The organism is Paenibacillus wynnii (assembly GCF_000757885.1).
GTDB classification, from domain to species: Bacteria; Bacillota; Bacilli; order Paenibacillales; family Paenibacillaceae; genus Paenibacillus_AQ; species Paenibacillus_AQ wynnii.
On record NZ_JQCR01000002.1, the window covers coordinates 1,419,164 to 1,432,896 of the forward strand.

Genomic DNA, 13,733 nt, shown 5'->3' on the forward strand with positions numbered 1-13,733 from the left:
TTACTTTGCACTATCCTGCAAGGAAGGCACAGAACTACGCAATCCCCAGGAAATCAGCAAAGAGAGCAGTGCAATAACGGCCATAACGATAAACAGCAAATGAAGCCCACCCTCCAGGGCCGAATGCAGGCTTTGTCTAACAGCGGACGGCAGACTACTACCTTCCTGCGGGTTAAGGAGCTTGTTGATATCATCACCCGTGACTTGGGATCCAGGCTGATTCTTCAGCAGTCTATCTATATTGAAGTTCAGCCATGAACCAAATATGGCGACCCCGATGGTCTGTCCCAAAGACCTTGTGAACGTATTTAATGCCGTCGATGAACCCCGTAATTCATGCCCGACTGAGGATTGAGCAATAATGGTAAAGACAGTGGAAACATACCCAAAACCTATACCGCAAATAAACATGAGACACAGCAAGAAAATCTGTGAGGAGCCTTCCGACATAAAAGTCAGACCCACCGCGCCAATAGAGATCATAGCCAAACCGAGCATAGCTGTTCTTCGGGAGCCGGATCGGAGAATCATGCGTCCCCCGGCAATCGAGCCGAACATCCAGCCCACAGACATAGGAGCTAGAAGCAACCCTGAGAGTGCCGCACTTTTACCAGATACACCCTGTACCCATAGCGGCACGTATGTAGAGAGACCGATAATTAATGTGCTAACAAGCAGATTGGCCCCCGTAGAAACAGCAATATTACGAATTGAGAACAATCCCAGCGGCAACATGGGCTCAGAGGCCTTAAGCTCTACTCTTAGAAACACTACCAGCAGCAACACAGACGCTGACAATATCATAACTAACAGCGGAGATGACCAGGCAAGGCTTTGTCCCCCGACGGTCAGCCCAAAGAGCAGGGCTCCCATACCTGAAGCAAACAGCAATGCGCCTGCAATATCAATTTTTGTCTTGCGGCGAACTTTATTTTCCTTGAGATAGCGGGATATAAACAGAATGGATAGAAGACCAAACGGCAAATTAAATACAAATACCCAACGCCAGCTTAAATAATCGACCACATAACCACCCAGAAGTGGACCTACGAGTGAAGAAATCCCCCAGACGGAGCTTAACATTCCCTGAGTCTTAGCCCTCTCCTGGATACTATAAATATCGCCGATAATGGTGAAGGTCATAGGAATAAGTGCCCCGGCTCCAAGCCCTTGAATCGCACGGAAAATAATCAGTTGTTCCATACTCTGTGAAATCCCACATAGCAAAGATCCCAATAAAAAAACAATTGTACCGCCGATAAATACAGGTTTGCGGCCGAAGAGGTCACTGATTTTTCCGAATATAGGTGTTGTAATGGCCATAGCCAGCAAATAGGCCGTAAAAATCCAGCTAAGCCACTGTACCCCCTGAAAATCGCCAACTATCGCAGGTCCCGCGGGACCCGTAACCGTTCCTTCAATCGCGGCTAGAAAAGTAGCCAATAATACTCCAATTAAAATAAGATTACGTTCTTTAGCACCCGGTGACGTCAAGATTCCAAATCCTCTCTTATAACATTTAATTCTGCCATCCATCCGTGTTCAATAGCGAATACATAGCAACATCCTGAAAGCCCGCTTCCGTATGACGGTATTGGCGAAGTATTCCCTCCTGCGTGAATCCAAGCTTAGTAAACAGCTTTGCTGCACGTGCATTACCCGGATGGCATATTACCTCTATCCGATTAAGCCCCATGCTTTCAAAACCAAACTTTAGCAAGAGCCTCAGCGCCTCACTCATGTATCCGTTACCCCAAAACTCAGGCCGTAATTCACACCCTAGCTCACCTCGATAAGCACCCTCAAGCTGCCAGTTATTAAAACCGCAGCTCCCGATTACTGTACCCTCAGGCAAGACGATACTAAAGCGGAGGCTCTCATTCTCCTGCGCCAATTCCAACAATCTGACTATCAGTTCCCGAGTCTCAGTAACCGAAGACAATATGGGAGTCCCCAGCCAATGGGATACCTCAGGATGAGACCAACAGTGAAATAACGCTTCCGCATCATCCAGAGAAATGGCCCTAAGCAATAATCTCTGTCCATTCAATACAGGTACATAGCCATTGCTCAAAATACATCCGCCCCTTTCCATAACCCATACATTATACATTAAAAACAGCGCTTGTACCGGGCAGTATAATCACCACCCGCTACAAACGCTGTTATTTTAGAAAGCCTATTACTTTGTTGTTCCGGCAGCTTTCAACGGCTTTAGCACACCGGTGCTAAGTACTTGAAGTTTCGTCTGTATGTCCTTGAATTCCTCAATACCAGTACGGGTAATACTGTAAGCATCATTGTGTGCAGTTAAGAAATTCCCTTGTGTCAGCCGCTCCAACTCCTGCTTCACTTCCCGTTCTGCTACACGGTATCCCAAACTCTCTAATTCAGGCTGCATATCCGTTACCGTCAGGTCTTTCTCATGGGCAAAATATAGCATGTGAATTCCCATAAACAAATTCTGTATATCGGCGCGCATGTCTCACTCCTTCTGGCCAAAAGCCTTCGGTATCTTAATCATCATTACCCTTCGCTGCTGGCCTGGAAACATGGTGTAAGTTCAATACCCCTCTTCCATTGGGTAACTATCTTATATTAACCTTGTTAACTCTTGACGTAGCTTGTAAGCTGTACTATGTTGTAAATTACAGTTAAGATACTGAGTCAACTTACAGAAAGGTGATGCTTCATGTTTCAGGCTATGCCTTATGATAGTACACGCAGCGAGCGGTTTGAATCGGTTCTAACCCAGCTGGTGGCACTTATTCAAGATGAACCCAATTCCATAGCCAATCTGGCTAATGCTTCGGCCCTTCTCAAATACTCTTTACCGGATACAAATTGGGCCGGCTTCTATTTATACGATGGCAACGAGCTCGTGCTTGGACCGTTCCAAGGACTTCCTGCCTGTATCCGTATACCACTGAACCGCGGTGTGTGTGGAACAGCAGCCTCTGAACGGCGTACGCTTGTGGTAGGAGATGTTCATGCATTCCCAGGTCATATTGCTTGTGATGCTGCATCTAACAGTGAGATTGTTGTGCCTTTAATTAAGGACGATCGCCTCTTAGGTGTACTGGATATTGACAGTCCAATTAAGCACCGCTTCGATGATGAGGAGCGTCGTTTCCTGGAGCGTTTTGCCGCCATTATTGCGGAGGTTATTTAACCTATATAAGATGAACTTAAGATATTAACCTAAGGCTCAGGCGTCACTACCGTGAAGATTTGGACTTCCGGCCGCTGTTGTATCCAGATTTCTATGATTTAACCCGCTTTTAGCGGTTGAAATCCGGATACAAAGGCGGTCGCTATCGCTCCTACAGTTCCAAATTTCCCTCCCTCTGTATTAATCATTTTCCTTTCAAATGCTCGCTCATTCGCAGGATATCTTTCTGCTAATCAGATGAGGAAGAGCGTGAGGCCGGTTAAAGCCTTCTCTCCTCCTTGTCAGAGGGCATACGGGAACAAGGGAGGGGTTATTTCCCTGGTTTCACGATATGTAGGAGCTGGATCCACTCGATCCCTGGAGGTTTTCCCTCCCATGACTCAACGGGTCTATGCCCTTTCATTCCTTCGTTACACCTGTCCAGGGAGTGGAGGCCGGTTATGCTTTAGGTAGCGGGTCTGGGCCCTTATGGAAATTTAATCCGGCCTTCGGTACGCTCCTTTTAGTTAGCGATCCTGCAAATGAGCCAATCCTTGCGAAAAAATTAACGTCGATAAATCTTAAGCTGCCAGTGGGGCGGGGTTAGCGACCTTTGGATCAAAGGAACGCTCCTGTCGGACTAGACCTACAATGATGCGGCAGAGCTTTCCGATTAACTTGAAAATGGAAGCCATGGGCTTCATCTTCTTTTGTTTCACATTATGCTCATGCCAAGCCCGAAAGGCAGGGTTTTGGGAGACTAGAGAGATGACACCCAGGTAGAGGTGTTTACGTAGTTGGGGCCTTCCTCGTCCAGTGATCTTGACTTGGCCCTGGTATTTACCAGAACTCTTCTCTGCCAAATTTAGACCGGCCTGAGAAAGAATTTGGTTACCATGGGTATAGGTTTTCAGATTTCCCGTTCCCGCCAATAAGGCCGCAATACAAATCGTGCCTAGACCTTGAATCGAACGGAGCCGTTGGGTCAATTCAGGAATCTCCTCCAGTAGTTTGATCAGTTCCTTTTGCATCTCTCCTATCCGCTGTTCTAGCCGAAGATAATCGGCTACTAGATTCGCAAGTTGGCGCCGTTCTTCTTCCTGACACGTCGTACGCCCTACAGAGCGACGTGCAGCTGCCAGCAGCTCCGCCGCCTTTTGCAGGGCGCGGGAACCACCCACTCGCTTCATAAAAGGCTTCCAGCCTGCAATCATCTTCTCCGAGTCCAGATTCTTGATATCCCTTGGCAGAGGGAAGGCTTGCAGGGTAGCTAGCGAACGGGGTACGGTCCAATCTTTAAACACGGTGGTGTACTCCGGAAAACTCACATCCAGCCAGCGTGTAATACGGTTTTTGATGATGACTAGGTCTTTCATACAAATTTCCCGATAATTCATGGATACACGTAAACGTTGGAAGACTTCGGGCGTTCGCGGCAAATCGGTATAGTACCCTCGGGAGACCACATCGGCGATCACTAAAGCGTCTTTCATATCACTTTTGGAGGGAGAGTTATCCCGATTTTCTTTATTACGCTTGGTCGTTGCCGGGTTGACCAATACGACATCAATGGACTCCGCAAGAAGCCAATCCGCCAGGTGGAACCAGTAGTGTCCCGTAGGCTCCATTCCAACCAAGACATTGTTTAGACGATGAGTGGATTGAAGGTGCTCCAGCCACTGCTGGAACCGGATAAAGCCTTCCTTGGAGTCAGCAAACTTCAAAGGTTTCCCTATTTCGATTCCACGATAATTGACAGCTCGAGCCACATGAATTTCTTTAGCAATATCTACACCGATGACCACGTGTTTAGGTGTAATCCTTTCGATCTGTTGATTTTGTTTATTTCTTTGTTTAAACTCCATAGTGAGTGTCCTCCCAAGATGAATTTTGTTAGTCACTGGCCGTGACATGATTCTATCTTACAGAGGCGCTCTTTCTTTTGGCAAACTGCATTTCTTAACGCCAACAGGAATGCTTTCGTTCCTTTTCGATTTTTGTTACTTTCTTTGTTCAGCTTATATAGCTATTTTGTAATTTTAAGCTTTAAAAACAAAAAAACGAGCCAGTCTCCAGGTTATTGGAGAGTGGCTCGTTTTCGTTTTTGATTGAATGGTTCCCGCTGAAACCAGCGGAGAGGACGGAATGATTGCGGAAAAGCGTTAGCGGTCGCCTTTGTCTTCAGATGTACACTGCTAAGCGTAATTCAAATACATCTGAAGACAACAGCGATTGGAGAAACGTTCCGTTCGCGTAGCGCCTTAGAACTTAACCGGGCTGATATTCCAAATTTCTGAAGCATATCGACTAATCGTATTATCACTGGAGAATTTACCGGAGTGACCGATATTAATAATCGACTTCTTCAGCCAATCTTTCTGATTTCGATAAGCACGATCAATTTCGACATGTGTCTCCACATAACTGGCGAAATCCTTCAACACAAAGTACTCATCATTGTTGTCCAGCAGGGAATGGAAAATTTGATCAAACTCTTGGGTATGGCAGCAGATAGGCCCTGGTGTTACGAGCTGATCCAGCACTTCCTTCAATCGGCTGTCCTCGTTGTAAATATTGCGGGCATAATACCCACCGTACTGGTAATAATCGAGTACCTGCTCGGCACGAAGACCAAACAGGAACATATTATCATCACCGATCATTTCATGCATTTCCACGTTAGCTCCATCCATTGTTCCAATGGTAAGAGCCCCGTTCATCATGAACTTCATATTCCCGGTACCAGAAGCTTCCTTGCTGGCCGTTGAAATTTGTTCACTGACATCTGCCGCCGGAATGATTTTCTCAGCCAATGAAACGGAGTAATTCTCCAGAAAGAATATACGAACTTTACCTTTAACGTCCGGATCCTTATTCACCACATCAGCAACAGTGTTGATCAGCTTGATCGTGCGTTTTGCCAAGTGATAGCTAGGTGCAGCCTTTGCTCCAAAAATGAACGTACGCGGTACCATATCCATACTTGGGTTTGCCTTGATTTGATTGTAAAGATGGATAATATGAAGAATATTAAGCAGCTGACGCTTGTATCCGTGAAGCCTTTTTACATGCACATCAAAGATCGAATCCGGGTCAACCTTCTCCCCGTGCTTGGAGCTGATAAACTCTGCTAACCGCAGTTTATTCTGTCTTTTAATCCCTGAAACTTTTTCTTGGAAAGAGGAATCCTCACAGTATTTAATAAGTCCGATCATTTCCTGCGGATGTGTAATCCAGCGTGTTCCAATAGCTTCGTTGATCAAGTTGGTCAGTGGAGGATTCGCATGCAACAACCAGCGGCGATGTGTAATTCCATTCGTCTTATTATTGAACCGATGTGGATAATACTCATCGAACAGCTTCATCTCGCGTTTTTGCAAGATTTCGGTATGAAGAGCAGCAACTCCATTTACACTATAACTGCCTACAATAGCTAAATGAGCCATTCTGACCTGATCCCCATAGATAATTGCCATTTGCGAAATACGTTCCTGATTTCCCGGATAACGGTCCATCAGTTCGCGGCAGAAGCGTGCGTTAATCTCTTCAATAATCAGTTGAATGCGCGGTAAAAGCTCCTTGACCATGGTCACAGGCCATTTTTCCAACGCTTCACTAAGAATAGTATGGTTCGTATAGGAAACCATTCGTGTCGTTATGTCCCAAGCTTCATCCCAGCTCATGCCTTTTAGATCCATTAGAATCCGCATAAGTTCCGGGATAACCAGTGTAGGGTGAGTATCATTAATGTGCAGCCCAACCTTGTCAGGAAGGGTGTCATAAGGAAGCCCTAGCTTATCAAAGGTTCGGATTATACTTTGCAGACCTGCACTACAGAGGAAATACTGTTGCTTCAGGCGGAGCAGCTTACCCTCGTACTGGGAATCATCAGGGTATAGGAACTCGGAGATTGACTCTACAGAACGTTTATACTCCAGGAATTTATGGTAGTCAGAACCGCCCCGGGAACCAAACATCCTGCCCGGCTGGGTAATAGACTCCGCGCTCCAGTTACGGAGAGTATTCACATGCCTCCGATCGGCACCTATAACAGGTATATCGTAAGGTACTGCGCGGACAGCCTCATAGTCCTTATGTTCAAAAACTAAACGTCCGTCCTTTTCATAGCTGTCCACATGTCCCCAAAACTTCACTTCCACCTGCTTGTCTTCGCGACGGACTTCCCATACGTTTTCCTTCTGCAACCAGTAATCAGGTAGTTCAACCTGGTACCCGTCTACAATTTTTTGCTCAAACAAACCATATTTGTAACGTATTCCGGTGCCATGCCCTGCATATTGCAGGGAAGCCAGCGAATCCAGGAAACAGGCTGCCAGACGGCCAAGGCCTCCGTTTCCAAGACCTGCATCCGCCTCTTCTTCCTCAATATCCTTAAGACAAAAGCCAAGGTCTGCCAAACCTTCGCGTACTACCTCCAGCACGCCCATATTCAGCAGGTTGTTGCCGAGAAGCCTGCCGATCAGAAACTCCATTGAAAAATAGTAAACCTGCTTCCCCTTATCGGCCTTGAATCTTTGGTTGGTTTCCACCCAATGTTTGCCGGCATTCTCGCGGATCATGTTGCCTAAAGTATTGTAAATATCGGCATTGGAAGCTTCTTCGAGCGGTTTGCCCAGATTTCCGATGAGTTTCTCGCGGAATACTTGTTTGAAAGTTTCTTTATCGTTAAACAATAGCAGGTTCCTCCTCACAAAAGCTTTTAACAAAATGGCAGCGGACAATTAGCGGTGTTTATATTTTACTGCTTTTGGCAATGACGAATGGCCGTGTATGATCTCCAACAAGTATACGATCTTTGCTGAGATGAACGTCTTTATCCATAATAACATTTTCAATCACAGCATTCTCATCAATTACACATTTTTGCATAATTACAGAGTTGGTAATTCTTGCACCCTTTCGTACCTGCACTCCACGGAAAATCACGCTGTTCTCAACTTTCCCCGCGATGATACAGCCGTTTGCAATAAGTGAATTGCTGACATCTGCGCTTTCCAGGTAACGGGTTGGCGCTTCGTATTTGATTTTGGTCTGTACCGGATTTTCCTTGAAAAGACTGAAATAATTGTCCGGCTCCAGAAGCTCAAGACTATTCTTATAGTAGCTCTCCAGAGAGTTAATAACTGCATGATAGCCTTTGTACTCGTAGCCTGCAATTTTCAGATCATGCCGATTTTTTTGTATCACATCACGGAAAAAGTAGCTCTCTCCATGGGCAATACTGTATTTAACCTTCTCTAAAAACAGTGCCTTCTCCATAATAAACATATCCAGATACAGATTATGATGATCCTTCTCGTGATGGATACTGGTTACATTATTATGTTCATCAACCTCGACACGCTGGCAAAGATCATGTTCCGGCTGAAGTTGATCTATTTTTTTGTAGACCACAGTAACATCGGCGCCTTTTTCCATATGGTATTTATACATATCCTCGATATCCATAGTAGTGATATGCTGCGTACCGGAGAACACGATATATTTAGCAGCTGCGCGTTTGAAAAAGTCCAGGTTATTATGGAAATGCTGTAAATCACCTAAAGAAGTATCCGTTGGATCGTTCCAGTCCGGAGGCAAAATAAACAGCCCACCATGCTTGCGGTTCATATCCCACGATTTACCGTCACCCAAGTGATCCATCAAGGAACGGTATTTACGGCGGACAAACAGTCCAACGCTCTCCAGATCGGCACGCATCATGTTGGAAAGAACAAAGTCAATCAACCGATAACGACTCGCAAAAGGAACAGCCGCACCGGAGCGAAAATAGGTTAGTTCATTTAAATTATCCAATTCATGGTCAAGATTGATAACACCCATAAGTTGCTTCATCGGAATCCACCATCCTCTAATCGATTATATGGTTTTGGCTGCGATTGGTTTTTTCTTTTTGCTTTTCTTGTCAACAAGCAGGATATCATCTTCGTTTTCCCGCTCAATGCCAATATCCATATTATCCTCGATTACTATATTTTCGCTGATGATGGCTTTGTGAATCCGTACATTTTTGCCAATCTTAACTTTAGGCATAATAACCGAGTCCGTAATTACACTACCTTCACCCACCTCAACGCCATAAAAGAGGACCGAATGCTTGACTTCACCGTGAACGATGCACCCTTCATTAACAATGCAACTGGAAACCTTTGCTCCCGGAGCCACATATTGAGCCGGTTGGTTTGGATTTCTTGTGTAAATACGCCAGTTCGGATCGTTCAAGTTGAGCTGCGGATTGTCATCAAGCAAATCCATATTCGCTTCCCATAAGCTGTTCACTGTACCCACATCTCTCCAATATCCTTCAAATGGATAAGCAAAGAGGGAATTGTTATTACCCAGCATCATAGGAATAATATCTTTACCAAAATCATGGGATGACAAGGCATTCTCCCCATCCTCCAGCAGATATTTTCTTAATACATCCCATTTAAAAATATAAACGCCCATGGAGGCCAAAGTACTCTTCGGCTTTGAAGGCTTCTCGTCAAATTCATAAATTTTAAGATCTTCATGCGTATTCAATATGCCAAAACGACTAGCTTCCTCCAGAGGAACATCAATGACTGAAATCGTGCAGTCTGCATTTCTTTCCTTATGGTATTGAAGCATTGCGTTATAGTCCATTTTGTAAATATGATCTCCTGAAAGAATAAGCACATGCTCAGGATCAAATTGATCAACAAATTTCAAATTACGATAAATTGCATCCGCAGTCCCGCGGTACCAACTGCTCCCATTCTCCCGTTCATGCGGCGGCAGTACAAATACTCCACCATTCTTCCGATTTAAATCCCAATCATTTCCTACTCCAATATAAGAGTGAAGTACAAGGGGTTCATACTGGGTTAGAACGCCAACCGTGTCAATTCCCGAATTCGTACAGTTGCTTAATGGGAAATCAATAATTCGGTAGGTACCTCCAAAATAAACGGCCGGTTTAGCCAGTGACTTCGTCAGTGACTTCAACCTTTTGCCTTGGCCTCCCGCTAATAACATGGCCACCATCTCTTTTTTCTTCATGGAAGAGCCTCCTTGACCTTTAAATAGTAAAGCGACAGAAATTAGTTGTGTGAATGCAAATAGAGGTAAAAATTAAAGAAATGTGCTTGATTAGGAGCTTGGTAAGATTAGGAACGGGGAAAACCATACAGAAAAAGGAATGGCTATCAGACTGGAGGGGGCTCTCCATACCCTGATGTTATCCTTATTGTAATGTGTTCGCTAGCCGCCGTCAAAACCCTTTATCGCATCCAAAAAACGCCTCTATTTCTATTATAGTCCTTATTAATACACTTAACTTCTTATATTATGATTAACCAATATGATTAACCATGAACGATGTTTTTAAATCAAATTAACAAAAGATTTGGGCAATCTTCAGCAAACGTTCAATATGGTATGTCATAATGTTGCTAACTACTTTTACAATGGAGGGACCCGGATTGAAAGCCGCCCAAGGTGTACGACTTTTATTGGTGGACGACGAGCCTCATATCCTGCAGTTCTTAGAAATCGGACTGGTAAATGAGGGATTTGAGGTACAGACTGCTTCCGATGGTTTATCAGCCATATCCATAGCCGCCGATTTCAAACCGCATGTGGCGATTCTTGATGTTATGATGCCCGGTATGGACGGATTTAAAGTATGTCGTTACCTCCAAGCCGAAGAAAGTGAAATTGCTGTTATTATGCTTACCGCCAAAGATGAGGTTGATGATCGTGTCAAAGGCTTGTCTATTGGTGCGGATGACTATATGGTCAAACCTTTTAGCTTTGACGAGCTGCTTGCACGGATTCAGGCAAGGCTGCGCAATCATTTTCCCGGTCTACTCGGTGAGGTGCGCTGCGGCCCATTCAGAATTGACGGACGCCGAAAGGAAATCCGCCACAAAGATGAGGTGTTGGAGCTTTCACCTACAGAGTATGAACTGCTGCAGTACCTTATCATTAATCACGGCCTTGTACTTAGTAAAGCCATGATTTTAGACAAGGTATGGGGATATGATTTTGGCGGGGAGGAGAATATTGTGGAAGTGTACATCCGGTCCCTCCGTGAGAAGCTCGGAGATAAAGAACACCGTACCATTCGTACACTTCGGGGCTCAGGTTACAGGGTGGATCTCCTATGATTCCCCGTATCTCAGGCCTTATCTACCGTCTCGCGGCTCCCCGCTCCCTTAGAAAGCAGCTCCTCGCCATCTCGATCTTAATTCTGTCTGGATTGCTGCTGCTCATCGGGGTTCTGCAATATTTCCTGATGAGGGACTTCATTTACAGCAACAGAGCCAAGTCCATGGAAACCCAAATACGTTCTGTACCGCATGAATTGTTTTTCAACTTTCTTACTTACACTAGTGACGGAAATGGTAAAAACGCCGGTCCTAAGATTCCGTCCGGTGGTTTGCGGTCTGACGGCAACAGACGCCCTCTTCTTCTGGACGCCCATACGACAATTGCGATCTACAGTTCAGATGGTACCTTCAGGGACTTCCAGCAAGAAACGTTGTCTGATTCGACTGCACCCAGACTATCCGATGAAGAATACAAGCAGCTGTTGGTACATACAACAGAACGGGCAACCGGCAAATACAAACTCATAACTGCCGAAGACGGGAGTGAGCATTTGGCGGTATTCATGAGTCTGGGTCGACCGGGTAACGCTAAGCTACTGCTGCAAATGAGTGTGGATACAGGTCCTTTAAGTGATGTAATCATGCAGCAGTTGCTTATTTTTGCAGCTTTGTCATTGGTTGCTTTACTGGCCGGCCTCTTTATGTATCTGCCTGCGCTGAGAAAAACACTAATTCCTTTATCCAATATGGGGGAAACCGCGCATATCATTGATGCAGGCAACCTGGATGTACGATTTCCGGTTGAACAGGGACAGAATGAAATTGACAAGCTGGCTCTCTCCTTTAATAGTATGTTGGAACGTCTGGAGATATCCTTCCACAATGAACGGGAGGCTAAAGAGCAAATGCGTCGTTTTGCAGCTGATGCCTCCCATGAGCTAAGAACTCCGCTTACCTCCATTCATGGATTCTTGGAGGTCCTGCTCCGAGGAGCCGCTGACAACAAAGAACAACTATACAACTCGCTGCACGCAATGCATGGTGAATCGAAACGGATTAACAAGCTGGTGGAGGATCTACTGCTGCTGGCCCGTATGGACGGAGCTCCACAGTTGCGAGTTAAGGAGCTGCTGCTAGGAGAAATCATTTCCGAAATGCAGCCACACCTCCTGGTGCTGGCCGGAAATCGGAAGGTTATCTTCGATATTTCCAACGGTATAAGCGGTAAATACGATCCCGATAAGATAAAGCAGGTTATCCTTAATCTGTTCCACAATGCGGTTCAGCATACGGACCCCGAGAAGGGAACTATTTACGTCGCTATGCCTGTCAGGAATGCTCATGTTGAGGTGACCATACGAGACAACGGCTCCGGTATTTCAGCTGAGCATCTCCCCCATATATTCGATAGGTTTTACCGCAGCGATTCATCGCGTACACGCAAATACGGGGGATCAGGCCTTGGATTATCTATCACAAAATCTATTGTAGAGGCTCACGGCGGAGAGATTAAGGCTAGCAGCGAACCCGGGACTGGTACGTCCTTCACCATTACCCTTCCTTATCTGAAGAATTAGCTAAAGAGCGGTAATTAACGTTATAATAGTAAGTGAGAATGCTGATTCGAAAGAAGATGTGCTCCACAAAACTTAGTTTATGCTTTCGGAGTAGTTTTGTTATGACGTTAGTTCGTAAGAAGTACTGCTCCACAAAACTTAGTTTATGCTTTCGGAGTAGTTTTGTTATGACGTTAGTTCGTAAGAAGTACTGCTCCACAAAACTTTTAGGAGGTTGGGACATGTACGAAATCGCCGTAATTGGAGCGGGACCTGCGGGTGCTAGCGCAGCTCTGTTCGCCGCAAAAGCAGGTAAGAAGACGCTGCTTATCGACAATGATCAGGGAATGACCCGAAGAGGATGGTACGAGAACTACTACGGTATTGCTGAAATTGGGGGCCCCGAGCTGGTTGAAACCGGTCATAAGCAAGCTATGAAGTTTGGTGCAGAGCTTGTTGCCGAACAAGCCGTTAATCTCGTACCAAGCGGAGCCAGCTTTATGATTGAAAGTGAAAGCGGAATAACCTATGAAGCGAAGCATGTCATTCTTGCCACCGGTGTATTAACGGATCTGGCTGCCAAAGCCGGCGTAGAAACGAAGGATGGCTCAGAGCCAAGAATTAAAACGGTAGTAGCTGTTAACACCGAAGGCAAAACAAATGTTCCAGGCATTTGGGCCGCAGGAACCGTTGCAGGAGTAAGCGTTCATGCGATCATTACTGCAGGTGACGGAGCGAAGGTTGCTATCAATGTAATCAGCGAATTGAACGGTGCACGATACGTCGATCATGATGTTTTGAAATCTTAATAAGATCCTCACGATCCGGAAGATGGACTTTAAGTCTGTTTTCCGGATTTTTCGTCATATGGAGACATTGCTGAGTTTTTCCGAGGCCTATCTGAGCTTTTAAGTGCACTTTATACAACTA

11 protein-coding genes are annotated in these 13,733 nt (G+C 45.4%); 4 read left to right on the forward strand and 7 right to left on the reverse strand.

The features are described from left to right. The 3 genes from PWYN_RS08895 to PWYN_RS08905 form a co-directional block, all read right to left on the reverse strand. The gene (locus tag PWYN_RS08895) at positions 1 to 1,494 is read right to left on the reverse strand and encodes an MDR family MFS transporter (protein ID WP_036653588.1); all 1,494 of its coding nucleotides are present in this window, start codon (positions 1,492 to 1,494) and stop codon (positions 1 to 3) included. Positions 1,495 to 1,519: 25 nt separating this feature from the next. After that, entirely contained in the window at positions 1,520 to 2,074 is a 555-nt protein-coding gene (locus tag PWYN_RS08900) for a GNAT family N-acetyltransferase (RefSeq protein ID WP_240479705.1), read from the reverse strand. 108 nt (positions 2,075 to 2,182) lie between these two features. After that, positions 2,183 to 2,482, reverse strand: coding sequence for a hypothetical protein (locus PWYN_RS08905; protein ID WP_036650488.1), 300 nt, complete (start codon positions 2,480 to 2,482; stop codon positions 2,183 to 2,185). Between the two features lie 210 nt (positions 2,483 to 2,692). On the opposite strand from PWYN_RS08905, the gene PWYN_RS08910 reads away from it, so the two are divergent. Beyond that, positions 2,693 to 3,172 (forward strand): GAF domain-containing protein, encoded by a 480-nt coding sequence (locus tag PWYN_RS08910; RefSeq protein WP_036650490.1) that lies wholly within the window; start codon positions 2,693 to 2,695, stop codon positions 3,170 to 3,172. A 560-nt stretch (positions 3,173 to 3,732) separates the two neighbouring features. Here PWYN_RS08910 and PWYN_RS08915 read toward each other — a convergent pair. The 4 genes from PWYN_RS08915 to PWYN_RS08930 all read right to left on the reverse strand — a co-directional run bounded on the left by PWYN_RS08915 (position 3,733) and on the right by PWYN_RS08930 (position 10,195). Further along, a complete protein-coding gene (locus tag PWYN_RS08915; protein ID WP_036647612.1) occupies positions 3,733 to 5,016 on the reverse strand; it encodes an IS110 family RNA-guided transposase in 1,284 nt (427 codons plus the stop codon). Between the two features lie 396 nt (positions 5,017 to 5,412). Then, a complete protein-coding gene (locus PWYN_RS08920) occupies positions 5,413 to 7,845 on the reverse strand; it encodes a glycogen/starch/alpha-glucan phosphorylase (RefSeq protein WP_036650492.1) in 2,433 nt (810 codons plus the stop codon). A 58-nt stretch (positions 7,846 to 7,903) separates the two neighbouring features. Next, positions 7,904 to 9,007, reverse strand: coding sequence for a glucose-1-phosphate adenylyltransferase subunit GlgD (glgD, locus tag PWYN_RS08925; RefSeq protein WP_036650494.1), 1,104 nt, complete (start codon positions 9,005 to 9,007; stop codon positions 7,904 to 7,906). 24 nt (positions 9,008 to 9,031) lie between these two features. Further along, positions 9,032 to 10,195: a glucose-1-phosphate adenylyltransferase gene (locus PWYN_RS08930; RefSeq protein WP_036650495.1), complete on the reverse strand. Its 1,164-nt coding sequence runs from the start codon at positions 10,193 to 10,195 to the stop codon at positions 9,032 to 9,034. Positions 10,196 to 10,602: 407 nt separating this feature from the next. Between PWYN_RS08930 and PWYN_RS08935 the strand changes: the two genes are divergently transcribed. The 3 genes from PWYN_RS08935 to PWYN_RS08945 all read left to right on the forward strand — a co-directional run bounded on the left by PWYN_RS08935 (position 10,603) and on the right by PWYN_RS08945 (position 13,612). Then, on the forward strand, positions 10,603 to 11,304 hold the full coding sequence (locus PWYN_RS08935; RefSeq protein ID WP_036653592.1) for a response regulator transcription factor: 702 nt from the start codon (positions 10,603 to 10,605) through the stop codon (positions 11,302 to 11,304). Next, complete coding sequence (locus tag PWYN_RS08940) at positions 11,301 to 12,824, forward strand: sensor histidine kinase (protein WP_036650498.1); 1,524 nt, start codon at positions 11,301 to 11,303, stop codon at positions 12,822 to 12,824. Before PWYN_RS08935 ends, PWYN_RS08940 begins: the two co-directional genes overlap by 4 nt. A gap of 221 nt (positions 12,825 to 13,045) precedes the next feature. Further along, on the forward strand, positions 13,046 to 13,612 hold the full coding sequence (locus PWYN_RS08945; RefSeq protein ID WP_036650500.1) for an FAD-dependent oxidoreductase: 567 nt from the start codon (positions 13,046 to 13,048) through the stop codon (positions 13,610 to 13,612). Positions 13,613 to 13,733: the final 121 nt, after the last annotated feature.

Bases quoted from the DNA above. Each gene is read 5' to 3' on its own strand.
- PWYN_RS08905 (WP_036650488.1), bottom strand. From the start codon at position 2,482: ATGCGCGCCGATATACAGAATTTGTTTATGGGAATTCACATGCTATAT.
- PWYN_RS08910 (WP_036650490.1), top strand. From the start codon at position 2,693: ATGTTTCAGGCTATGCCTTATGATAGTACACGCAGCGAGCGGTTTGAA.
- PWYN_RS08915 (WP_036647612.1), bottom strand. From the start codon at position 5,016: ATGGAGTTTAAACAAAGAAATAAACAAAATCAACAGATCGAAAGGATT.
- glgD (WP_036650494.1), bottom strand. From the start codon at position 9,007: ATGAAGCAACTTATGGGTGTTATCAATCTTGACCATGAATTGGATAAT.
- PWYN_RS08930 (WP_036650495.1), bottom strand. From the start codon at position 10,195: ATGAAGAAAAAAGAGATGGTGGCCATGTTATTAGCGGGAGGCCAAGGC.
- PWYN_RS08935 (WP_036653592.1), top strand. From the start codon at position 10,603: ATGGAGGGACCCGGATTGAAAGCCGCCCAAGGTGTACGACTTTTATTG.
- PWYN_RS08940 (WP_036650498.1), top strand. From the start codon at position 11,301: ATGATTCCCCGTATCTCAGGCCTTATCTACCGTCTCGCGGCTCCCCGC.
- PWYN_RS08945 (WP_036650500.1), top strand. From the start codon at position 13,046: ATGTACGAAATCGCCGTAATTGGAGCGGGACCTGCGGGTGCTAGCGCA.